The sequence below is a fragment of the Nocardia puris genome, from assembly GCF_036051655.1.
In the GTDB taxonomy this organism is placed as follows: Bacteria; Actinomycetota; Actinomycetes; order Mycobacteriales; family Mycobacteriaceae; genus Nocardia; species Nocardia puris.
The window spans coordinates 4,848,536-4,870,474 of record NZ_CP107943.1 but is presented as its reverse complement, the minus strand read 5'-3'; the positions used below and the strand labels follow the sequence as shown (position 1 = coordinate 4,870,474).

Annotated in this window: 18 protein-coding genes and 2 pseudogenes; 13 read left to right on the top strand and 7 right to left on the bottom strand. The window is 69.0% G+C overall.

Annotated features, from left to right (window positions below; translation table 11 throughout):
* The first annotated feature begins 62 nt into the window (after positions 1 to 62).
* The 4 genes from OHB21_RS22455 to OHB21_RS22440 are packed head-to-tail and all read left to right on the top strand — an operon-like array spanning position 63 to position 4,715.
* Positions 63 to 1,583 (top strand): Mu transposase C-terminal domain-containing protein, encoded by a 1,521-nt coding sequence (locus OHB21_RS22455; RefSeq protein WP_407675005.1) that lies wholly within the window; start codon positions 63 to 65, stop codon positions 1,581 to 1,583.
* Complete coding sequence (locus OHB21_RS22450) at positions 1,580 to 2,359, top strand: AAA family ATPase (RefSeq protein ID WP_007626260.1); 780 nt, start codon at positions 1,580 to 1,582, stop codon at positions 2,357 to 2,359. Before OHB21_RS22455 ends, OHB21_RS22450 begins: the two co-directional genes overlap by 4 nt.
* Positions 2,356 to 3,906, top strand: a complete 1,551-nt coding sequence (locus OHB21_RS22445; RefSeq protein ID WP_113975333.1) for a hypothetical protein — start codon at positions 2,356 to 2,358, stop codon at positions 3,904 to 3,906. Before OHB21_RS22450 ends, OHB21_RS22445 begins: the two co-directional genes overlap by 4 nt.
* On the top strand, positions 3,903 to 4,715 hold the full coding sequence (locus OHB21_RS22440; RefSeq protein WP_067509311.1) for a hypothetical protein: 813 nt from the start codon (positions 3,903 to 3,905) through the stop codon (positions 4,713 to 4,715). The genes OHB21_RS22445 and OHB21_RS22440 overlap by 4 nt, the downstream gene beginning before the upstream one ends.
* A gap of 95 nt (positions 4,716 to 4,810) precedes the next feature.
* On the opposite strand, the gene OHB21_RS22435 is transcribed toward OHB21_RS22440, so the two are convergent.
* Complete coding sequence (locus OHB21_RS22435) at positions 4,811 to 5,479, bottom strand: hypothetical protein (protein WP_147265962.1); 669 nt, start codon at positions 5,477 to 5,479, stop codon at positions 4,811 to 4,813.
* 299 nt (positions 5,480 to 5,778) lie between these two features.
* Positions 5,779 to 6,084: a hypothetical protein gene (locus OHB21_RS22430; protein ID WP_007633986.1), complete on the bottom strand. Its 306-nt coding sequence runs from the start codon at positions 6,082 to 6,084 to the stop codon at positions 5,779 to 5,781.
* A gap of 306 nt (positions 6,085 to 6,390) precedes the next feature.
* On the opposite strand from OHB21_RS22430, the pseudogene OHB21_RS37605 reads away from it, so the two are divergent.
* The 3 genes and pseudogenes from OHB21_RS37605 to OHB21_RS22420 all read left to right on the top strand — a co-directional run.
* Positions 6,391 to 6,849: pseudogene (locus tag OHB21_RS37605) on the top strand (zinc finger domain-containing protein); the annotation flags it as partial.
* A gap of 14 nt (positions 6,850 to 6,863) precedes the next feature.
* The gene (locus tag OHB21_RS37600; protein WP_369689996.1) at positions 6,864 to 7,757 is read left to right on the top strand and encodes a recombinase family protein; all 894 of its coding nucleotides are present in this window, start codon (positions 6,864 to 6,866) and stop codon (positions 7,755 to 7,757) included.
* Positions 7,758 to 8,180: 423 nt separating this feature from the next.
* Positions 8,181 to 8,435, top strand: coding sequence for a hypothetical protein (locus OHB21_RS22420; RefSeq protein WP_007633984.1), 255 nt, complete (start codon positions 8,181 to 8,183; stop codon positions 8,433 to 8,435).
* Positions 8,436 to 9,130: 695 nt separating this feature from the next.
* Here OHB21_RS22420 and OHB21_RS22415 read toward each other — a convergent pair.
* From OHB21_RS22415 to OHB21_RS22405, 3 genes are read right to left on the bottom strand one after another with little or no spacing between them, the layout of a single operon-like run.
* A complete protein-coding gene (locus tag OHB21_RS22415; RefSeq protein ID WP_007633983.1) occupies positions 9,131 to 9,454 on the bottom strand; it encodes a P-II family nitrogen regulator in 324 nt (107 codons plus the stop codon).
* Complete coding sequence (locus OHB21_RS22410; protein WP_195126820.1) at positions 9,451 to 12,021, bottom strand: DUF2309 domain-containing protein; 2,571 nt, start codon at positions 12,019 to 12,021, stop codon at positions 9,451 to 9,453. Before OHB21_RS22410 ends, OHB21_RS22415 begins: the two co-directional genes overlap by 4 nt.
* Positions 12,018 to 13,604: a proton-conducting transporter transmembrane domain-containing protein gene (locus OHB21_RS22405; protein ID WP_007633981.1), complete on the bottom strand. Its 1,587-nt coding sequence runs from the start codon at positions 13,602 to 13,604 to the stop codon at positions 12,018 to 12,020. Before OHB21_RS22405 ends, OHB21_RS22410 begins: the two co-directional genes overlap by 4 nt.
* 228 nt (positions 13,605 to 13,832) lie before the next feature.
* Here OHB21_RS22405 and OHB21_RS22400 point away from each other — a divergent pair, with 228 nt between their 5' ends.
* The 6 genes and pseudogenes from OHB21_RS22400 to OHB21_RS37595 all read left to right on the top strand — a co-directional run bounded on the left by OHB21_RS22400 (position 13,833) and on the right by OHB21_RS37595 (position 19,229).
* Positions 13,833 to 14,741, top strand: a complete 909-nt coding sequence (locus tag OHB21_RS22400) for a helix-turn-helix transcriptional regulator (protein ID WP_007633974.1) — start codon at positions 13,833 to 13,835, stop codon at positions 14,739 to 14,741.
* Complete coding sequence (locus OHB21_RS22395; protein WP_081470614.1) at positions 14,738 to 15,883, top strand: L-threonylcarbamoyladenylate synthase; 1,146 nt, start codon at positions 14,738 to 14,740, stop codon at positions 15,881 to 15,883. Before OHB21_RS22400 ends, OHB21_RS22395 begins: the two co-directional genes overlap by 4 nt.
* A 34-nt stretch (positions 15,884 to 15,917) precedes the next feature.
* Positions 15,918 to 16,229 (top strand): helix-turn-helix transcriptional regulator, encoded by a 312-nt coding sequence (locus tag OHB21_RS22390; protein ID WP_007633972.1) that lies wholly within the window; start codon positions 15,918 to 15,920, stop codon positions 16,227 to 16,229.
* Positions 16,226 to 17,083 carry a DUF6671 family protein gene (locus tag OHB21_RS22385; RefSeq protein WP_007633971.1) on the top strand — a complete coding sequence of 286 codons (858 nt, stop codon included), beginning with the start codon at positions 16,226 to 16,228 and terminating at the stop codon, positions 17,081 to 17,083. The genes OHB21_RS22390 and OHB21_RS22385 overlap by 4 nt, the downstream gene beginning before the upstream one ends.
* Before the next feature lie 79 nt (positions 17,084 to 17,162).
* Positions 17,163 to 18,143, top strand: a complete 981-nt coding sequence (locus tag OHB21_RS22380) for a TerC family protein (RefSeq protein WP_195126821.1) — start codon at positions 17,163 to 17,165, stop codon at positions 18,141 to 18,143.
* Positions 18,144 to 18,152: 9 nt separating this feature from the next.
* A pseudogene (locus OHB21_RS37595) lies at positions 18,153 to 19,229 on the top strand (Tn3 family transposase).
* Between the two features lie 184 nt (positions 19,230 to 19,413).
* On the opposite strand, the gene OHB21_RS22365 reads toward OHB21_RS37595, so the two are convergent.
* Together OHB21_RS22365 and OHB21_RS22360 are read right to left on the bottom strand one after the other, a co-directional pair.
* Positions 19,414 to 20,658 (bottom strand): acyl-CoA dehydrogenase family protein, encoded by a 1,245-nt coding sequence (locus tag OHB21_RS22365; RefSeq protein WP_067509306.1) that lies wholly within the window; start codon positions 20,656 to 20,658, stop codon positions 19,414 to 19,416.
* A gap of 80 nt (positions 20,659 to 20,738) precedes the next feature.
* Positions 20,739 to 21,935 (bottom strand): cytochrome P450 family protein, encoded by a 1,197-nt coding sequence (locus OHB21_RS22360; RefSeq protein ID WP_407675003.1) that lies wholly within the window; start codon positions 21,933 to 21,935, stop codon positions 20,739 to 20,741.
* Positions 21,936 to 21,939: the final 4 nt, after the last annotated feature.

Sequence of the window (21,939 nt, the reverse complement as noted above, 5' to 3'; positions counted from 1 at the left end):
AAGGTTTCCGGAGGGCCGTTCAGGTGGTCGACGCGGCGGGTCGTGCTCTGCGGCGGGCAGCGGTGGATCGGTTGGCGGTGCTGGATCAGTATGGGGATCTGACCAGCGAGCATGTGCGGTTGACGGCGCAGACGCTGGGTGTGGCGGAGCGGACGGTGTGGCGGTGGGTGGCCGCGCGCCGGGCGGCGACGCCGATGGTGCACGAGCGGGAGCGTTTCCGGCTCGATCAGCAGTTGCGGATCCGGTTGGCGTATTGGCGCGGTAACGCCTCGGCGCTGCATCGGGAGCTGAGGGAGCAGGAGCGTAACGGTGGCCCGCCGGCCCCGAGTTTGTCGACGTTGCATCGCGCGATCCGCCTGGATGTGTCCCCTGGTGATCGGGCGGGGTTGCGGGCCGGGGAGCGGGAGCGTCGGCGCTTCGATGTGTTCTTGAAGCGGCCGTCGACCTACCGCAATGCCGAGTGGGAGGCCGATCATGTCGAGGCCGCAGTGGAGGTCGATGTGGGTGATCGTCTGGTCAAGCCGTGGGTGACGTGGTTCGTGGACCGGCAGCATTGCGTGATCATGGGGGCGGCGGTGACGCCGAGGTATCCGAATCGGGAGGCGATTCTGGCGGCGTTGCGGGCTTCGATTCTGCGCACGCCGCCGTACGGCCCGGCGGGTGGGTTGCCGACGCTGGTCCGTATCGACCAGGGCAAGGATTTTCTGTCAGGCACCGTGCAGGAGGCGTTGGGTGCGTTCGCGGTGCGGGTGGTGGATCTGCCGGGCTACACCCCGCATTTGAAGGGGGCGGTGGAGACGATCAACGGCGCGGTCGAGGACATGCTGGTGTCGGGAATGCCCCGCTATACCCATGCTCAGACCGGTATCAGCGGCGCGGTGATCGATCCCGACGCCCCTGCGTTGCCGTTCGAGGTGTTCGTCGCCGACCTGCTGGGGTGGATCGATGAGTGGAACACCAGCACCGATCATGACGTCGACCGTTTGGACGGGTTGTCGCCGCTTCAGTCGTGGCTGGCGGATCCGACTCCGCTGCACGAGGTGGAGCCGCAGATGCTGTGGATGTTCACTCTCGCCGACGACCGCGCCCACCGCAAGATCACCACGAAGGGCATAGCCCGTGGCCGTGGCCGCCACTATGTGGCCGAGTGGATGGTGGGCATGGTCGGCACCACGGTGCGGGTGCGGTACATGCCCAATCACGACCAGGAGATCGAGGTGTTCGACGCCAAATCCGGTGTGCATCTGGGGACGGCCGTGCTGTCGGATCAGGCGTCGCCGGAGATGATCGGTCGGGTGCGCCGGGCCCGTGACCGCAAGGCGCGGCGTTTGCGGTCGGATCTGGCGGCGGCGGAGAAGGCGCGGCGTGCCCGCTATGCGGCGGTGACCTCTCCGGAGCCGGCCACACGGTTGGAGGCGATGACGGTCGCCGAGGCCGAACACGAGATCGGTGAGTATTTCGAGGCCGAGTTGGCGCAGATGTCGCGGCCGTTTCTGGTGCCGTTGTCGGCGCCGCCGCCGGATTGGGTGTCCCCGGTCGATCTGGACGCACCCGATGCGACGCGGAAGACGTCGAAGCCATGACGCCGGAATGGGTTCCGGATCCGGTGGACGCGCGGGCCGATCACTATCTGGGGTTGGTGGGGGCGCGGGTGGTCGCGACGGATGCGTTGATGATGGTGCACGACAATCTCGCCGATGTGATGGCGGCGAAGGCGATGATGTGCGTGCACGGTGACGCCGGTCTGGGCAAGACGCTGTCGGTGAACACGTCGCTGCGCCGGCTGGCGCCGGGGTTGGTGTGCCGGGTGCAGTTCCGGGCGCGCCCGACTCCGCGCGATATCCGGTACACGCTGTTCGAGGCGCTGGGGGTCGGCGGGACACCGCCGAAGAAGCCGATCGAGTTCGATTCGGTGCTCAAAGATGTTCTGGCCGAACGGTTCCGGATTCTGGTCTGTGATGAGGCGCAGTGGCTTTCGCGGGAGTGTTTCGAGTATTGGCGGCATCTGTGGGATGACCGGCGCACCGATATCGCGATCGTGTTCGTCGGCGGCGGGGACTGCTATGAGGTGCTGCGCCGCGAACCGATGCTGAGTTCGAGAGTGTATGTGTGGCAGGAGTTCCGGCGCATGCCCGTCGAGCAGGTCTTGCGGGTCATTCCCGCCTACCATCCGATCTGGGAGCACGCGGATCCGGAGGTGATCGCGTTCGCCGATTCCCATGCCGGACACGGCAATTTCCGGTCCTGGGCCAAGATCACCGCGCACGCGGCGGCCACTCTGTCCAAGACCGGCCGCGAGGTGGTCGACCGTGACGTGCTCGGGTACGTGTTCTCCAAGATCAGCGGACGGTCGCGGTGACCGGCCCCGGCGAGTGGGGCGATGACGGCCTCGCCGAGGGCGTGGACCGGCCGGTGCCGCCGGTGACGCTGTTGTTCGACGCCGCCGACGATGCGGCGGTGACGCGGGCGTTGCTCGATGCCGGTGACCCGGCGACGGGTGCGATCACCGTCCATCCGACCCCGGGTGCTGCGGGCAGTGACGGGGTGGCGCACGCGGTGCTGGTGGCGTTGGGATGTTCGCCGCGGCGGTTGTCCGAGCAGCGGGTGTCCGGTGCCGAAACAGCCTGGCAGGCGGCGACGGCGTGGGTGGTGGCGCTCGAGATCGAGCAGGTGATCGTGCTGCGCGCGCATCGGCTGGCCGCCTCAGCGATCGAACGGCTGCTGGTTTTGCGCCGCTACACCGGGGTGCGGCTGGTGTTGGTCTGCCACGGTTGTGCTCCCACCGTGGTGGGCGAGATCCTGCCGCCGCAGGTGGCACATCGGGTCATCACCGACGTCGGCGATGCGCTGAGCGGTGTGGCGGTGCGCGCGGAGAGCGCGCCGATCGCGTTCGAGGCGGTGTTGCCGCCGGTGCCCGATGCGGATGTGACGTCGTTTCGCGCCGACTGCTTCCGGAGTCTGTCGGCGGCCGATTTTGCGCGCGTGGATGCGGTCTACCGGCGTGGGATGGCCGCGGCGTGCCGGTGGATGGCGACGGTGCCGATCGGCGAGACGCCGACCGGGTTGGAGTTGCCGCAGCATCTGCGGTCGCTGTTCCCGGTCGGGCTGAGCCCGAGGGAGATGGCCGACGGTGCGGCGCTGCTGGCCAGCCGCTACACCCCGCACGAGCTGCGGACTCTGGCGGCCGGGCTGCTGTGCGTGGCCGCGCCGCGCGTGGACGTGCGGCTTCCCGCGCGGTTCGGCGACCACGCTGTGGTGCAGCGGTTTCTGGCGGAGTTGGTGATCGAGAGCCCCAGCCGTCGGCACACGCTCACCCTGGTGCGCGGCGCGCAGGCCGGATGCCTGTTGCACGGGCTGCTGCTCGAGACCCCGCCGTCGTTGTTCATCGGCACCGGCCCGGGGTTGAGCACCGTCGCGGTCACCGGGGAGGTGGTGGCGGCGATCCTCGCCGGGACGGCCAGCCCGGTCCATGCCGCGGCCGTGGCGACCGCCTTGTTCACCGCGTTCCCCTCCCCGACGCTGAACGTGATCCCGATCAGCGCCTTGTCCGCCGATGCGGCGGTGCTCACCGTGCCCGCCGGCGGTTCCCGGCCGCCCTCGCGGGACCGGCTGCCGCGCCGGACCTGCGTCGTGGCGGTGCCCGCGCCGGCGCGGCCGCTGTTGCACGCGGCCCGGGTGTTCGCCCGGCTGCGCGGCACGCCCACCGATCGGGCGTTGCTCGGCGGTGGCGTCGGGTTGTTGTCGCGGCATCTGCACCCGGTCGCCGAGGCCTGCGGCATCTCGCTGCCGGTGACCTCGTCCGCCGATTCGTCCTGGCACACCCAGGTGGTGGCGTGGTGGGTCGGGGCCAACCTGCACCACCGCGGCGACTGGACCGTCCGCGACCCCACCCAGGGGTCGCGATGAACAATCCTGGTCGCGAACCCACGCGAACCCCGGACCGGCGCGGGATTCCGGTGGAGCCGGCCCGCCTGAATTTCGACGCGATCCGCGCCCAGGCCGCACGGCTGGGTTTGTCGGAGGACGCGCTACGCGGCGCCAGCGGCGTCTGGCTGCGGGGACTGGAAAGCGACCGCGACCAGCGCACGGTGACATTGACCGTGCTGGCGCGGCTCTCGCGGGTGCTCGATCTGAGCCTGGACGAACTGGTCGACCTCGACTCGCGCGGACCCGAACCGCCAGCACCGGCCACCGCGAGCGGGGCCCAGGATGCGCACGTGGTGCTGGCTCTGCTCGCGTTGCAGGGCGGGGTGCGGATCGCCGACGTGCTCGACCGGCTGGGCTGGGATCTGCCTCGCCTGGACTCCGCGCTGGCGGTGATCGCCGATCAGCTGTCCCCGACCGCGTTACGGGTGGCGGTGACCGACGACCGGCTCACCCTGCTGATCCGCACCGAAGCGCTGCCCGAGGACGTGCGCCGCCCATTCGACGAGCTGCGCGCCGCCCACCGCCCGCTGAGCGCGCACGCGGCGGTGATGCTGCTGCGGCTGGTGTATGAGAAGGTCCTGGCCGGGTTTCCCGAGGGCGACCTGCATGCCGTGCTCACCGGCAACCAGGCCTCCCATGGCGAGGCCATCGATCTGATCGCGCGCCGCGTCGCGCTCGCCCTCACCCCGCTCGATCAGCTCGGCTCGATCACCCTCACCGCGCACCCGGACGCGCTGTTCGCCCTCGGCCTCGCCGACGAACCCGCCGCCGACGAGCGCCGTCCATAGGCACTCGGTGGGACTGGTCGGCCCTACCTCTGCCGGGGCGAATCCTGGTGTAGCACGGGCGAAATCGAGGCCACCCCGGGTGGTTCGAGGCGATCTCAGTCGATGAGGTTCTTGGCTCGCAGCGCGGCGACCAGTGGTGGATAGGTCGCGCTCTGGAGATGTTCGCGGTCGGTGGTGGACCGTAGGCACTGTTCGGCGTGGCGTGTGAAGTCGTCGATGATTGCCGGTGTCTTGTGCGCGTGTTCGGGCCTGCGGGCACGGGAGAGCACTGGCGCGCAGTCGAAGTCCCGGACGAGGTCGTAGTGCACCAGCGCACCGTCTTTGCCGATGGTGACGGCGGTGTGGTCGAAGGTGGCCAGCCCGTCGGGGAGCGTGATCATCAGGCCGCGGGTGATCGTGGTGGGCGCGTCGGGCCGGTTGGCCTGGTACACGGTGGGATCGGCCAGGCGACCCAGCGCGGGTATCCACAGCACCATGTGACCGGTCCAGCACCCGTTGGCAGCCCAATCCGGTTCGGGCCGACCGAGATTCGCCCGAACCCCGTTGGGCCAGGTGACGCTGCCGTGGACGGCGAGAGGTTCGGCGTCGATGCCGAACTCGCGCAGCGCGGGGATGAGGCAACTGACCGCCGCCAGGCAGGTTCCGGCCCATTCGCCGGCCGTGTAGGCCTGCCATGCGCGGCCGTGCCGTTCGATCACCGTAGCTTCCGGCGGCGGGTCGAAACTGAAGTTGGTGCGGCGCAGTCCCACTGCCGAAGGTGTCACCGGCGCACCGGGTATCGGTGCCTGCACCGAGTCTCCGGACCGCGCACGGCGGCCTGCGGCGGAGTTCTTCTTCTTCCGCTTCTTGCTGATGGGCGACACAGCGGCCCCTCTTTCGTCGTCGAGAACATGCCCGGACGCGCCCTGGACCGGCGCACCGGCCACCCCAGCATGCCCGGCCCCACCGACATCGATGGACGGAGATCTCTTGTTCCGAGCCCCGTCCGAGGGTCCTGTCGCTGCGCGACCGAAGACTCAGAACCCATTGCGGCACTGTGTAATACAGCCGTCCGGCAGGCTGTTCAGTCGCTGGGCGGATGACTGTAGAAGTCTGCTGCCTCGTTGACGATCTGCCGGATTCTGGTCTCGGACAGCCCTTCCGAGACCGCGAGCTGCCACGGCGTCCGGTAGTGCGATTGCCGCCAGATCCGTTCGTTACGGCCGCGGTGCCGCGACAGCCCCCAGGGGCTCGGTGGTGGGCACCATGCTCGGATGACCTCATCCGGCGCCCACACGTGCTCGTCGGTGCCCTCGATCCGAATCCAGTGCATGTCAGCCCCGTCCCGATAGCGGCGACCCATCACGCGGACGAACACGAGATCGATCATCGTCTTCCGCCGTCGTGAACAACGGTAGCGATCGACGCGACGCTGTCGGTGTGGGTTGGGATGATCGGGGCGAGGCCGCGGTCCCGTACCCCTTCGGGGCAGCGGTCGAGGGCGGCCCCGGTCAGTGGTTCCGGGGCCGTCCGTTCAGCCGGTGGGCATGTACGGCGGTTCGCGCGGGTGGGTGTGTTTCATAGGCGATCGCCTGTGAAACGCGCTCCGGTCCGGCCTCGGTCCAGGGCTTTCACTGTTTCATAGGGTGTTTCATGCGGCTGGACGTGTGAAACGGACTAATGAAACAATTCCGGGGTGAGCGATGGCGACTTCCTCCTCGTGGAGGCCCACGACTGCCCGATGTCGAGCTGCGCCGCCCCTGCTGGATCACCGTGCCGGACCGGCAAGGGCAAGGTCGCCGTCCAGTACCACACCGCCCGGTTCCGTCTGGTGCCCTCGCTCGCCAAAGCGCTCACCGTCGCGACTCCGGCGCTGCGCAAGCCCGCAGCGGTGTGGATCGAACTGCCGCGCCCGGCTGCGGCCGGAGCGGAGCAGACCGGGCATGTGTGGATCGGTTACGCCCGCGCGTCTACTGTCCGTCAGTCTCTCGATACCCAGCTCGACTCCCTGCGGGCGGCCGGTGTGGGCCGGGTGTTCGCGGAGAAGGCCTCCACCCGTGCGGTCACTCGCCCGGAACTGGACCGCGCCGTTGCGCTGGCCCGGGGGCTGCGCGCCTCCGGTGTCGCGGTCACCCTGGTCGTGCACGAGCACAAGCGCCTGGGCCGGGTATCGAGCTCGCGGCGCTGGCCGAGCAGCTCAAGGCCGCCGGTATCGGCCTGGAATTCCTCACCGGCGAGTGCAGGGCTCCCACGACCCGTCCGGGGTGGTTCACCGTGCTGGCCGCGCTGTCGGGCATGGAACGCGAATACATTCGCGACCGCACTCTCGAGGGCCACGAGTCCGCCCGCGCCCGCGGCAAAGCCATCGGCGGCGCCGCCGTCGCCGACGAGGCCATGGTGTCCATGGCGCTGCACCTGCGCCAGCAGGATCACAGCGTTCGTGACATCGCCGCCCGCCTGGTCATCACCACCGGCAAGAAGAAGGGGCAGCACCCGTCCCCGGCCACCGTCTGGCGGCTGCTGCGCGACCACGACCAGGCAGCCCCGTACGACGGCGCGGGCCGGGCCGGCACCGACACGGTGGTCGTGCCCGGTGTGCGTACCCCGCTGCCGGTCGATCAGCGCGACCCGGTGCCCGATCTGGCGCGCTACGACCAGCTGCTCACCCGTACCCCGTCCGCAGCACCGGCCGAGCCCGAACACGCTAGCGCACAACCCGATCCACCTGCCGCACCAGTCGGGCGTCCCCGCCGCGGCGAGCCGGAATCGACGCGCGCGTGGGCGGCGCGGGTGGAGCGCTGGCAGACCGCACCCGGCCCGGTCGATGAGCTGGTCGTTCTCACCCGCGATCCCGACAGCGGTGATTGGCGGGTCGCCGACCACGACGGCACCGCGCTGGGCACCCTGTCGCGGGAGGTCCGCCTCGGCGGTGGCCGGGGCCGATGGATAGCACACGAACGCCACGGCACCCGCCTCACCGGCCGCGGCCCGTGGAAGACCCGCCAGGACGCGCTGGTCGGTCTGCTCGGCTACTACATCGACCGGCGGCCGACCGCAAGATAGGACACCTCGCGGCGGCGGACACGCGAACCGCGCCTACGGACAGCATGTCTGCGCAGGTGGGAGGCTGTTGGCTATGACCGTTGTCGAGGTGACGACTTTCGAATGCCTGGTCGATATCGAGCGGCCGCGCCGGGCCGGAACCTGGTGGCGCGAGACGTACACCGGGAGCAGCGAGGAGATCGCGGCGGCGCTCGAGGGGCTGGCCACACGGATGCTCGCCGACCCGAGGGTTCAGGCCGCTGATCCTGACGACATGTGCCGATTCGAGGGCGAGTCCTATTTCCCCGACGGCCACCCACTGCATTTCTTCGGTGGCGTGCAGCTGGTGCGGCGGCTGCCGTGGGATTTGAAGGCCCACGCGGCCGCGATCCGACAGACCGCCGTCACCGGCCCCGACCCGGCGGGCTGGACCCGGCACCGGCCGTGCCAGCACCCGACGACGAACTCCGCCGGCTCGCCGGGGACCGGTTGCGCGCGTTGCTGCCCGCTCTCGAGCAGGTCCAGGACTCGCTGTCGGTGCCGGGCCAAAGCGAGGACCAGATCCGTGAGCACGGGTACGCGAGCATCGCCGCGGCCGCCGACTACATCCGCGACCAGATCGAACCCGCAGCGGCCGGTAGCCGGTCGGTCCAGGCACATGGGGGGTTGAACGGAAACTGGCGCTGTGGTGCTTCATGACGTTGGTGTCGCGAACCGGTGACCACTGGTTGCCACTTCTGTCGGATCGGCGTCCGCAGCGATGGCCAGTGAGGTCCACGCGGCCGGATCCGGTTCGCGCGGGTTGGCAACAAGCGTGTCACCTACGTCATGGGTGCTGGCGTACCAGCCGAATCCATCGACCCAGGCGAATCACCGAATCGGCGTTTCGACATCACGCATGTCGAAGACCAGGGAATGTTCCTTGGGCGCGGTGTCGCAGTACGCGAAACCTTGTGCGGGAATCGGTGGGGGCCGGGGTCTGGGTGGTGCAGGGCAGCCACACGCGCGGCAGTACCGACGCGACGTCGGCGAAGGCGCGGATGTCGTCCTCGAAACCACATAATTGGGGGCAGCTCGGAGACCACGACGATCGCGGCGTTCGCGCGTGCCACCCACACCAGAACTCGCTGCACCAGCGCGGGTTCGTCCGGGGCCAGCAGCAGCAGGTCGCCCGCAACCGGTGTCGGCGACGCGGGGCGCGGGTTGGCTCGGGCAGGTGTGGCTCACGGTGGCTGTCCGGCATGGTCTTCGTCCTACCCGTTGCTGTTCGCTTCAGCGGAGGTGGTTGGTCGTCCGGCCGGCTCGGGAAGCGAGCCGGCCGGACGCGGCATGCGCCGGTGTGGTGGTCGGAGAGCTCGTCCCGCGCGCGTGGGGCCGGACGGGTGGCGGGTGGGTCAGGTGAAGTAGTCGGGTCGGCTGACGTAGGTGTCGGTGACGAACATGACTCCGGAGGTGTTTTCGAGCAGGGGCCGGAGGCCGGCGATGAGGGCGTCGGCGCGATGATCGGGGATGACGGTGATGAGCAGTGCGAGGGTGTCTTGTTCGTTGAACAGCAGTCCTCCTTGGTGGTAGCCGTTGTGGCCCAGGCCGGAGACGCCGGAGATGGTGGTGTATCCGGTGGCGCCGGAGTGCTCGATGAGGCGGCGAACGTCGGGGGCGTCGGTTCCCGAGACGATGACTTCGATTCTGGTCATCTTCGTGAGGTCGGCGCGGGTCATCGTTGTGCTCCGTTCGTGGGGTACGGGCTCCATCCGCTGCGGGTGCGGTGGTGCCAGGGCGAGGACCGGTCGGTGCGGGCGAGGAGGGTGATCCAGTGGTTGTCGACGAGATCGCGCACCTTGGGGTTGCGAGCCACGATGGTGTCGATGCGTTCGCGTGGCGCGTAGGCGAGGACGAGCAGCCGCATCGGTTCGTGCACGAGGCGGTTCCCGACTGCCACCGATTGCCAGGGCAGGCCGGTTCGCAGGTCGCCGGCTGGGCCGGTGAGAACGCCGATTCCGCCGACGACGTTGTGGGTTGTTTTGGTGCCTGCGCCGAAGGTGTCGGGGGCGACGGTGGAGAAATAGTATTGGCAGTTGATCCATTGCGCGACGATGACCGGTGCGGTGAGGATCGTTTCCAGCGCGGTCGCGGTCGGGTCGTCGTCGGGGTTGTAGGAGTGCAGGAAGCAGCGGCGGCGTAGGTCGATGCCCGCCGTCACGGCGCGTGGTCCGATGATGAACGCGGCGTTGCCGGCCAGGCCCCATTCGGGGTACACCTGCGCCCAGTCCGCGCTACGGGTTCGGGCGTGGCGGGCCGCCGCGTGCGGGCTCGGTCGGTCTGGTGCGCCGGGCAGCAGGGAGGTTCGTTCGGCGGCGAGGCGGCGTCCGGCTTCGGCCAGGTCGGTGGTGAGCCGATCGAGATCGTTGCGGTGGGTATCGGGCACCCGGTGGCGATCGAGGATGGTGACGTGGTCGCTGGTGGTGTCGTGTTCGGCGGCGACGAACCAGGTGTCGTCGGGTATGTCGATGCCGCGGCTGAGGAGCTTGCCGCGGACCTCGGTGTCGTTGAGGATGTCCACGGCGGCGCGAGCGTTCGGTCCGCCGGGGTTGCCACCGCAGGCGCCGCAGGCCAACGCCGAGTGGAAGGGGTTGTTCTCGGTATTGGCGCCGTGTCCGCAGAACACCACCAGCCGAGCGAAACCCGTGGTGAGTCCCATGACGGTGAGGGCGGTTTCGGCGATCTGCACACGCTGGTCGAGACCGAGCCCGCCGGCGGTGTCGATCACGGTGCGGGCGGGGGGCGCGATCCGTGCCCGGGTGCGGGTGCGCCAGCGCCGGTAGCGGCGGGGGGCGATGGTTTTCGCGGCGGCCACGGGTCCGCTCGCCCAGCCGAGGATCTCGGCGAGGGCGAACGGTGCCGCCAGGTCGGCTTTGGCGGTGTGGACCGCGTCGGTGGTGGCGGCGAGGGTGTGCAGTCCGGCGATGTGGCGCTGCGATTCGGTCAGCGCTGTCGGATCGGGTTGTTCATACAGGTCGATGTGGGGTGTCACCAGAGCCGGCGCCGCGATCGCGGGGACGCCGTTGGCGAGGGCGTGGATACGGCTGGCCACCGCGAAGAACCCCGCGAATCCGAATGTGTCGTAGTTGCCCAGCGCCTCGAGATGCCGGCGCAGTCCTTCGGAGCGGGGATCGATGCACAGCACCAATTGCGCGTCGGCGCGGGTGAGGTTCGGGGCGGGGACCGGTTGGTCCAGTTCCTCGAGCAGACCGCGGCGATAGTGCGTCTCATAGGCGTCCAGCCACACCAGCGGCCGCGAATCGACGGGCAGACGGTCGAGAATCCGGACGATCGACGCCTCGGCGTCGGGATCGAGACCGGTCGTGCCCAATGCCTGTGCCGCGCGATGGGCACGGTCGGTGGCCGTGCCCGAGGGGCGATCGGGAACGGGGGGAGCCGTCCTCGTGGGTAGTTCGGTGGTGTCGAGCAGGTGCGCCTCGTAACTGACCCGGACGGCGAGATAGTCGACCAGGTCGATGGTGGAGCCGGGTGTGTTGCTGTGCCACAGGATGTGGCTGGCCCAGCCCGGCAGCCGCGTCAGGTGGGCGCGCAGGTAGGCGATGCGTTCACCACCGTGTCCGACACCGAGTCGTGCCAGTGCCTTCGAGAGGGCATCGGCGGGGTCGGAGGGCAGGTCGCGCAGCGCGCGGCGAGCGGCTGCGGGGAGCCGGGGATCGCGGGGCGCCAGATCGGCCCAGGCCGGGTAGAAGCCCCGGGCTCGGCCGGGCAGTGTCCAGCTGGCCTGACCGGGATCCAGATACGCCGAGCACCATTTGACGGTTTGAGCGTCGATCGCTGCCGCGGTGCGCGCGCACCGGCGTTCACTCAGCGTGAGCAGCCGGCGGGCGGGGGCTGGCGGGATCGATCCGTGAACAAGGTCGGCCAACAGGATCTCAACGGCGGTGTGGACGCGCCCGTCGACCTCGACCGGCGCCGCGGCGACGGCGTCGGGGAATCGGCGCTCGAGGGCCTCACTCAGATCGGCCTTGGTGATTCGGCCGGTGGCGTGAGCGGCGCGGAACTCGGTCTCGCCGAGGGTGCCGCAGGCACCGTAGAGGTCACCGGCGATGGTGAGGGCGTCGTCGAAGGGGCGATGTTCCAGCCCGCCGAGCGGGTTGACCGCGATGAAACTGCTCAACGGCCACACCGGGGTGAGGACGCGGGCGGCCACACTGATCTCGGCCCGCAGCTGTGCGCGCTCGACCGCTCGTTGATCGACGGGGACTGTATCGACGGTGACTGTCATGATTCTCCTACCACAGCGGGAACGAACGATCTAGCGGGCACGGCGCGGCGCGAGCCACCGGTGAACGCGGTCCTGCGAGCGCGCGGACCGAGATCGCCGAGACTCAGACACGCCACATACAGGGTCTTGTGCAGCGAGGCCAGCGCGGGGACGGTGGTGACCCGCACGAGGGTGAGCGCCGCGACCACCGCGAAGACCGGGATCAGCGTCCACGCGCTCATCACCGCCGGACCCGCGGCCCGCAGCGCGGGTTCGGTGAAGGCGCTGAAGACCGACAGCGCGCCGAGGTAGGCGACCATCACCACGACGAGCACCGCGATGAACACACAGGCGGGACCGGGCCTGCTCACGCGCCGGGACCAGCCCCACACCAGGTGTGTGCCCGTCACCCACGCGAACGCCAGCAGCAACACCGTCCCGGAATGGGCGAGCCCGAACACCGATCCCCACAGCCACACCGCACCGGCGAGCGCCCCCGCGGGCACCACGAGCGCGAGCGTTCCGAACGCGCGCCGCGCGCCCGCACTGCCCAGCGGTCGCGGTGGCGCGGTGCGTTCTGCGAGATGGTCGCCGACCGCGGACCCGGACCCCAGGAAGAGCGCGGCCTTGTACATGCCGTGTGCGATCAGGTGGAACAGCGCGGCGGAGTAGGCGCCGAGAGCACATGTCATCACCATGAATCCCATCTGGCCGACGGTGGAGTAGGCCAGTGCGGACTTCACGTCGGGCCGGGTCAGCATGAGCGCGGTGCCGTAGACGGCGGTGAGCGCGCCGGCGAGGAAGGCCAGGCCCATCGCCGTGGCGTAGGAGTCGATCATCGGGTGCAACCGCAGCATCAGCACTCCGCCCCCGTTGACGATGCCGGCGTGCAGCAGAGCCGACAGCGGTGTCGGCGCGGCGACGGTGGCCGGAAGCCACCCCGCCATCGGGATCAGCGCGGAGCGGGCCACCGCCGCGACCACGAGCGCTCCCGCGATGAGCGGCCCCGCCGCCGACGTCGTCGCCGGCAACTCGAGAGCGCGCAGGTCCACGTTCCCCCACTGCACGGTGGCCACGATCACCGCCGTCCACAGCGCGATATCGCCGACGAGCACCATGCGCGCGGTCCGCGCGACCGCCACTGGTACCCACGCATCAGCGCGGTACACCCGCAACAGCCACCACAACCCGAGGCCGATCACCGACCAGGCCACGGCCAGCCCGATCAGAGTGGCGGCGGTGACCATCGCCGCGGTCGCCGTGGTGAGCAGCCCGGTCAGCGCGAGGAAGCGGTCCGCCCGGGCGTCTCCGCGCAGATACCGCCTGGCGAAACCCTGCACCACGGCACTGACACCCAGCACCAGCAGCAGCAACAGCACCGACACCCGATCAGCGTAGAACCCGACCACCACCGGCCCATCCGGGCCGATGGTCACGACCGCGTCGACCGGGCCGCGCACCGCCACCGCCCACGCGACCACCACAGCCGACACCGCAGCGAACGCCGTCACCGCGACACCGCAGCGACCGGTACGCCATCGCCCGAGCAACAACAGGCCGGTCAGCGCCGGCAACAGCACCGATACCAGCAGCAGCACACTCACTGGCCTCTCCCTCCCAGCGGACGAGCCGCTGATCACTCACCACCGCGATCACCTGTTCCCGGTGACCACCCGAACACGGCCCCCGGTGGCCACCCCGATTGCCGCGAGCAACCTCCGGGAACTCGTCGCACGCCGTCGATCACGACATAACGCGATTCAAGATACACGAAATTCAAAACGCGTATTCAAAGGTGGTAAATCACTGTCGTATGTTGTAGCGTGCGATGCGTGACGGACTGGACGTTTCTCACCAACCACGCGCGGGTGCTGCTGTGCATCGCCCGTGACGATCAGATGCAGCTGCCGCAGATCGCCGACGAGGTCGGCATCACCGAGCGGGCGACCCGGCGCATAATCACCGAACTCGAACGCGCGGGGTACCTCGAGCGCAGCCGCGACGGTCTGACCGATCGCTATCGCCTCAACGGCAAGCTGCCGCTGCGACCCCGGACGGACCGGGACGTCGCCGTGGGCGAGGTCCTCGACCTGCTCGAACACCCCGCCCGAGACGGGGCATCCGTGGCCTCGGTCGCCCGATTGGAACCGCGGCTGGTCGGCACGACCTCGGCGTGGATGGTGCTGCTGGTGCGCAGCGTCGACGATGTGGACGCGGCCGTGTCCGCGGTGAACGACTACCTGAACCATCTGCGCGAGGGGCTCTCGCCGGCGAGTCGGCACGACAGCACGCTGCTGGGGATCTGGGTTCGCGGCGACCTCGAGGAGGGCTTGCCCGAATGGCTGCACTACGAGTCGGCCACCCCTGCCGCAGCCCAGGGAAAGACATCCCGGCCGACCATGGTCGAGGCCATGGTCGGGGTCCGCAGGTCGGTGTCGCTGTCGGGACTGTGGACGTTGTGCTGGATCGACGGCCCCCTGCTGCGGGCGACCGACACCACCGACCAAGCCCGTCGGCATGTCCTCGACGCGTTCGTCGCGGCCACCTCCGAGCCTGGAGGGGCGCGCTCGGGTGACATCTTCTACGCCAGCTTCGCCGCGAGCCGCCCCTCGGCATTCATGGCCGCCGATGTTGCCGATCTGCGCGCCCGTCATCCGCGGCTGGTAGCCGAGCGGTGGTTCGTCGTCGACGACGACCAGGGCATCCAGGGGCTGATCACCTACTCCGAGATCGACCGATGACGCACCCGGCCCGATCGACGGAATTCACCGACCCTGAGACGATCTCCTACACGCCTGCGCCCGTAGCGGCGACCCAGACTCGGAGCGTCGGCCACGCCGCGGAGATTCTGCGCCGAGGCGGTTTGGTCGCCTTCCCGACCGAGACCGTGTACGGGCTCGGTGCCGACGCCGAGAACGCCGAGGCGGTCCGCCAGGTCTTCGAGGTCAAGCAGCGGCCCGTGACGCACCCACTGATCGTGCATCTCGCCGATCCTGGCCAGCTCGGCGACTGGGTCACCGAGATACCGGGTCCCGCCCGGGTGCTCGCCGAGTGCTTCTGGCCGGGCCCGCTCACCCTGGTCCTGCCGCGCAGTCCCCGCATTCCGCCCGTTGTCACCGGCGGATGCGACACCGTCGCGGTGCGGGTCCCGCACCACCCCGTCGCACGGCAGCTGCTCACCGCATTCGGCGGGGCGATCGCGGCGCCCTCGGCCAACCGCTTCGGCGCCGTCAGCTGCACCAGCGCCGACCACGTCGCCGACGAACTCGGCCCCGCCGTGGACCTCATCCTCGACGGCCGCCCCTGCCCGGTCGGGATCGAATCTACGATCATCGACGTCACCGGCGACGAGCCGATCCTGCTCCGCCCGGGCGCGGTCGGGGTCGACGATCTCGCCCGGGCGCTGGGCCGACCGATCCACACGGCCACATCCTCGCCCGGGCGCCGGGCGCCCGGGCAGCATCCTTCTCATTACTCCCCCCGCGCACGCGTGATCCTGGTCGAGGAGAGCGAGGTCGTCGACGAGGCCCGTCGGCAGCAGTCACACGGCCGGCGCATCGGAGTCCTGCGACCCCCCGCGACTACGGCATCGACCATCACCGGCAACGCGCTGGTAATCGAGGTGCCGACCGCCCTCGGCGACTACGCTCGGGATCTGTATCGGCTCCTGCGCGAATTCGATCGCCACGACTGCGAGGTCGTCATCGCCTCACTCCCCACCCGCGCGGGTGTCGGCCTGGCCATCGCGGACCGCCTCACCCGCGCCTCCGCCCCTCGCCCCGCAGGAACCGCGTCGACCAGCATATGCGCCGAGAAGGAGAAGAACCGTGTCAGCGACGCGAACCGTTCACAACCAACTACATGCGCAACTCAATTCACGTAAGACAAAATGGCAAACAGGGATCGTAGATTGTAGGGTGATCACGGTGGCGGACTGGACGTTTCTCACCAACCATGCGCACGTGCTGCTGTGCATCGCGCAAGACCCCGGGATGCGGCTACGCGATGTCGCCGACGCGGTCGGCATCACCGAACGCGCGGCCCAGCGGATCGTGGCCGAACTGGAACAGGCGGGCTACCTCGAACGCGTCCGCGACGGGCGCCGCAACCGCTACCACTTGAACCAGGAATTGCCGCTGAGGCACCCGCTCGAACGTGACCATGCAGTCGGGGAAATCCTCAGCGTCCTGACCTCCGAGCCGAAGACCGCCCCCGGTCGTAGCGCATGAGCGCACCCCACCCCTACCGCGACCGCGAGGTCGCCCTGGCTACCAAACACGGCAAGGAGCAGGCGCTGGCCCCCGCCCTGGCCGAACGCCCCGGCCTGATGGTCCAGGTCGCCACCGAGGTCGACACCGACCAACTGGGCACTTTCACCGGCGAGATCGAACGCCCGGCTCCACCGCGCGAGACCGCGCTGCGGAAAGCCCGCCTCGCGATGCAGGCACTGGGGTTGCCGCGTGGCCTGGCCTCCGAAGGCGCCTTCGGCCCCCACCCTGGTATCGGGTTCATCCCGGCCGGCCTGGAGATCCTCGCCTTCGTCGACGACGACCTCGGCCTCGAACTCACCGTGCACCACCTGGACTGCGACACCAACTTCGACCACACCGTCGTCGACCACCTCGACGAACAAGCCTCACACTTCCTGCGCACCGCTCAGTTCGGCAGCCACGGGATGATCGTGCGGCCAAACATCACCCCCCCGGCCGACGCCCCGCTCTACAAAGGCCTCCGCACCAACACTGAACTCGCCGACGCTATCGCACACTGCGCGACGGCGTCATCGGACGGGCGCGCCCGCATCGAAACCGACATGCGCGCCCACCTCAACCCCACCCGCATGCTCAGCATCTCCAGACTGGCCACCGAACTGTCCGAACGCCTCGACCGGCTCTGCGCGAGTTGCGACGCCCCCGGGTTCGGCCGCGTCGCCACCGAACCCGGACTCCCCTGCAAGTTCTGCTTCACCGCCACCACGCAACCGGCCGCCGACATCCACGGATGCGCGCGCTGCGAACACCACACCAGAATCGAGCGTCACGAACTCGCAGACCCAGCCTGCTGCCCCGCTTGCAACCCGTAACTCACATCGAGCCCTTCACTCACCGCCCAGAGGCGAAGTGCAACTCACCTATCGTTGATATGAACCGAGGAATCAGACTATGGATGTCCCCACCTGGCTGTGGGCGGTGTTCGGCGCGATCTTGACCGCCAGCCTCGTCGTCGATCTCGTGCTGCATCGCGGCCCGCACGTGATCGGCTTCAGGGAAGCGCTCCGATGGAGTGTGTTCTGGGTCGGCCTGTCGCTGGTCTTCGCGGTGCTCGTCGCGGTCGCGGTCAGCCCGACCGCCTCGGTGGAGTTCACCACCGCCTGGCTGCTCGAGAAGAGCCTATCTGTCGATAATCTCTTCGTCTTCGCGCTGATCTTCGGGTACTTCAACGTGCCCCGCGAATATCAGCACCGGGTGCTGTTCCTCGGCGTGCTGGGCGCGCTGGTCTTCCGCGCGATATTCCTGCTCCTCGGCATCGCCGTGGTGCAGCGGTTCACCGTAGTCCTGTTCGCCTTCGCCGCGATCCTGCTCTACAGCGCCTACAAACTCCTCAAAGACGACGAGGAGACCTACGATCCCGGCAAGAGCACCGCGGTACGGTTGGTACGCAAGTTCATCCCGGTCCAGGAGGAGTACTCCGGCACGCGCTTCTTCGTCCGATCGGCCGGCAAATGGGTGGCCACACCCTTGCTGATCGTCGTCGCCGCCATCGAGGCGGCCGATATCGTCTTCGCCGTCGACAGCGTGCCCGCGGTGCTGGCGGTGAGCAGCGAACCACTGATCGTCTACTCCAGCGTCGCTTTCGCCATTCTCGGATTGCGCGCCCTGTACTTCCTGCTGTCCGGGATGCTCGAGCGCTTCCACTACCTGTCGACCGGTCTGGCGATCATTCTCGCGTTCATCGGCGTGAAGCTCATGCTCCAGGCGTCCCACAAGACGATCAGTACGGCGGTGCCGGAGATCCCATCGCTGGTCAGCCTGGGAGTCATCGTGGTCGTGCTGACGGTTTCGGTGGTGCTGAGCATACGTCGGCCGCTGCCGGAGCAACCCGTACAGCGGGACTCCCTGGGTACCACCGATAAGCCGGACTGATCGAAGGCGGTGACGACGCCGGGAGCGGAGGCGTTGACGCGGGATCGGCTGCGCCACGTCGATCAGCACTACATCCGTTCCGACACCATGGCTGCGGCGAACACGGTTCTGGTCAACGCTCAAGCGGGCGTGGCGTTGGCGCAGCTGTGGGGCGGCGGCCTGGTCGCCAGCGTGGACGGGATGCGGTTCGTCGTCCCGGTCCGCACGATCCACGCCCGCGCGAACCGGAAGTATTTCGGGCCGAAGAAGGGCGCGACCTGGCCGGTAAACGACCAGGCCGCGGGGCTGAACGGGATGGTGGTGTCGGGTACTCCGCGTGATTCGCTCAACGCCCTCGATGTGGTGCTGTGCGGGAAGCACGGGCCCGAGGACATCATCACCGATTCCGGATCGTATTCCGACATCGTCTTCGGACTCCTTCATCTGTTGGACTACAAGTACCGGCCACAGTTGAAGAACCTGCCCGATCAGCGCTGTGGCGCATCGACCCGGCCGCCGACTACGGGCCCCTCGACAAGGCAGCGCGCGGCCGGATCGACCTGGACAAGATCGGTGAACATTGGGAGGACATGTGCCGGGTCGCGGTGTCGATGCACCGCGGTGAGGTGTCCGGGCACGAGACCACACGCATGATCTCCCGCGACGGCAACCGCACCAGCCTGGGGTTGGCGATCGCGCACTACGGGCGCATCTTCAAGACACATCTTGCGCCTGGCCGACGACGAACCCTACCGGCGGAGGCCAAGGCGCAGGCGAACCTCCAGGAGGGCCGTCACGACCTGGGCCGCACCATCTTCCACGGGAAGAAGGGCGAGATCACCCGCACCTACCTCGACGGCATGGAGGACCAGCTCTCCGCGCTGGGGCTGATCCTGAACTGTGTCGTGGAATTCGGTGTATCTGGACCGGGCGCTCGCCGAGTTGCGCGCCCAGGACTATCCGGTGCGCGACGCCGACACCGCCCGGCTCTCGGCGTTCGTCCGCAAACATCTTCGACTGGAGGGCCACTACAGTTTTCACCTGCCCGACCTCGGCGGCAGCCACCGCCCGCTGCGCGATCCCGACGCACCCGACGACGACAGCTGAGTAACCACACCGCCTGCCGGCGCGCGAATACGTTCTCGCGTCGCATGGACCGGCCGAGCCCGGCGTTGCGGGCTGATGGTGGTGTGGCGGGTCAGGGTTCGGTGAGGCCGGCTCGGCAGCACCGGGGAATCGCTGACATGCCGTGACGAGATCTACTGACATGAGTGACGAATCCACAGCTCGCTCAACTGACAGACCAGTGCCGAGTCTCAATCCGGTTGGCCCGCATGTGTCCCTGCGCACCGGCCAGGGTTTGGCACCGGTCCAGTACCTGCCATGCCAGATTCGAGGCCAGCGGCTTGGTGAGCATCGCCAGCCGCGCACGCGCGGCTGGGGCCAGCCCCTGGGCGCGCGCGGTACGCAGCCGACGGGCCATCGAGGTCGCGGCGTAGACGGCGGCGATATCGGTGACGAGTGTGTCGATCACGTGACCGCGCTCGATCAGCGCCGGACCGTTCGGGTCGGGACGACGCTGGAGCGCGTAGTTCACCACCCCGGCCAGCGCGGCGCGTGTCATCGCCAGCGCAGCGGTGGACAGGTCACTTCGGCCGGCGGTGAAATCGCCCGCGCCGACGCGGAACATCTCGGGTTTGCTGCCCCGCATCCGGATCACGCCATCGGCGATCTGGCAATGGCGTCCGCCGAGCAACGCATCCTCGGGAACGAATACGTCGTCGAAGGTCACACGCGCGTGCGGCATCGGCGTGTCGGTCTGCGACAACTCCGTCACGCGGACCCCCTCGGCCAGGCCCGCCGCCGAGCGCAGGTCGAGCAGGAAAAGGTGCACTCCGTAGTCGGCGCGTCCATCCACCAGGCGCGCGGACACGGTCGCGACCACCGGGGTGTCGCGATCGGCGACGTTGGGCATGTTCTTTGCCGCCGCACCGCCAGTGACGGGGTCGATGTCGGGTGTCCGCAGCACAAATCCACCCCGCCCCCGGTCGCGGATCGCCAACGTCCGCACATCGGTGCGGTTGGTACCGCCGAGTTCGGTGTGGACCCGAACACCCAGCGCGGCACCGGCGTTGAGGGCTGCCAGCAGCCGCTGCTGATAGGGCGAACCGTTGCCGAGCCGTACGATCGCGCCCACGGTGAGATCGACTGTGCCGGTGAACGCCAGCATCGCCGGGACCGCGGCGACCGCCGCAGCGTCGATCGCCGCGCCCGCGAGTTCGGGGTCGGCGAACACTTCTTGCGGGGTGCGCCCGAGCGCGCCGAACAACGCCCGCAACTGCCGTGCGCCGGCGTGGGCGCGTTCATGGAAGGTTCCCGACCCGACCGGCAGATCGTCGACCGCCGCCGCGGCCGTCGCCGCCGCGGCGTGCAACTGGGCGTGCTCGCCGACTATCACCGGGCGCAGTGCTGCCACGATGTCGGGGTCGGCGGCCGCGTCCAGTCGCGGCATCCCGAGCAGGGGTGTCGTATTCATGTCACATCACCTAGCTGGTCGTTCGGTGGGCGAACCGGGTTCGCCGGGACGGGAATGGATCGGGCAGGATTGCGTGTCGGTCATCGATGACGGACCGGAGGGAACGTGACCGGCAGCCTCTGCAGCGCGCGGTGGAAGGGGCCCAGGCGCCATTGCAGCGCGGCAGGGTCGGGGATCGTGATCTCCGGTAGCTTGTCGAGGAGGTAGTCGATGGCGTCGGTGGCCACCATCACGGCGATCTTCTGGGCGGTGTCGGGGCAGCGGTGGATGCCGGTGCCGAATCCGAGTCCCCAGTCCCCGGTGACCCAGGTGCCGGTGCTCAGCGCCGGGTCGGTGCTGCATGCGGCCATGCTGACCACCAACGGCTCGTGGGTCGGCACCTCGTAACCGGCGATCCACTTCGGCGCGACCGGATAGGTGATGCAGAAATTCGCCAGCGGCGGGTCGGTGCTCAGAGTGTGCCGGACGGCATCACGAGTGGTCAGCGCGAATCCTGCTGCGCCGGAACGGCTGTCGTGGGTGAGCATCATCGCCAGCGTGTTCGTGATCAGATTCGTCAGGGGCTCGATTCCGGCGGCGTAGCAGGTGACGAGTGCGTTGATCAGTTCGATGTCGTCGAGCCGCGTGTCGTGCTCGACCAATCGGGTGGCGATGTCGTCGGCCGGACGTGCCTGTTTGAGCCGCACCACTCCGATCAGCGCGTCGTCGAGCATCTGATTCACCGCCGCGGTGTCGGTGGATTCGAACATCAGAGCACTCGCCCGCGCTACCTGATGGCCGGTTTCGGCCGGGCACCCGAGCAGGGTGTTGAGTACCGCGAACGTCAGTGGCAGCGCGTAGTCGGTCAGGACGTCGGCGGTGCCGGTGGACGCGACGGCGTCGATCAGCGGGTCGGCCAGGCGCTCGACCATCCGCGAGATGGTGTTGATATCCACGCCGTCCAGAGCGTCGTTGGTCGCCCTGCGGTAGCGCTGGCGGGTCGCGCCGACCGAGCGCAGTGCGTTCGGTCGCCATTCCATCATCGGCAGTAGCGGGCAGCCCGGCGGGACGTGCCGCTGCCACAACCGGGGATCGGCCGGGAACTGGACTTCGTCGTTGAGAATCTCGCGGGCACGGTACAGATCGAGCACGAGCGTGGCCTGTACCTCCGGCGCCAGCCACACCGGCGCCAGCGCGCCCCATCGCCGGCGCATCGCCCGGTAGACCGCGTGCGGGTCGGCGGCGAACTCCTCGGTGTAGAGCGGGACTCGGCCCTCGACCTCACCCACCAGTGACATTCCA

What these genes read in the sequence shown, in the direction of transcription:
- OHB21_RS22450 (WP_007626260.1), top strand. Translation starts at nt 1,580, where the DNA reads ATGACGCCGGAATGGGTTCCGGATCCGGTGGACGCGCGGGCCGATCAC.
- OHB21_RS22440 (WP_067509311.1), top strand. Translation starts at nt 3,903, where the DNA reads ATGAACAATCCTGGTCGCGAACCCACGCGAACCCCGGACCGGCGCGGG.
- OHB21_RS22430 (WP_007633986.1), bottom strand. Translation starts at nt 6,084, where the DNA reads ATGATCGATCTCGTGTTCGTCCGCGTGATGGGTCGCCGCTATCGGGAC.
- OHB21_RS22415 (WP_007633983.1), bottom strand. Translation starts at nt 9,454, where the DNA reads ATGACCCGCGCCGACCTCACGAAGATGACCAGAATCGAAGTCATCGTC.
- OHB21_RS22410 (WP_195126820.1), bottom strand. Translation starts at nt 12,021, where the DNA reads ATGACAGTCACCGTCGATACAGTCCCCGTCGATCAACGAGCGGTCGAG.
- OHB21_RS22395 (WP_081470614.1), top strand. Translation starts at nt 14,738, where the DNA reads ATGACGCACCCGGCCCGATCGACGGAATTCACCGACCCTGAGACGATC.
- OHB21_RS22385 (WP_007633971.1), top strand. Translation starts at nt 16,226, where the DNA reads ATGAGCGCACCCCACCCCTACCGCGACCGCGAGGTCGCCCTGGCTACC.
- OHB21_RS22380 (WP_195126821.1), top strand. Translation starts at nt 17,163, where the DNA reads ATGGATGTCCCCACCTGGCTGTGGGCGGTGTTCGGCGCGATCTTGACC.
- OHB21_RS22365 (WP_067509306.1), bottom strand. Translation starts at nt 20,658, where the DNA reads ATGAATACGACACCCCTGCTCGGGATGCCGCGACTGGACGCGGCCGCC.
- OHB21_RS22360 (WP_407675003.1), bottom strand. Translation starts at nt 21,935, where the DNA reads ATGTCACTGGTGGGTGAGGTCGAGGGCCGAGTCCCGCTCTACACCGAG.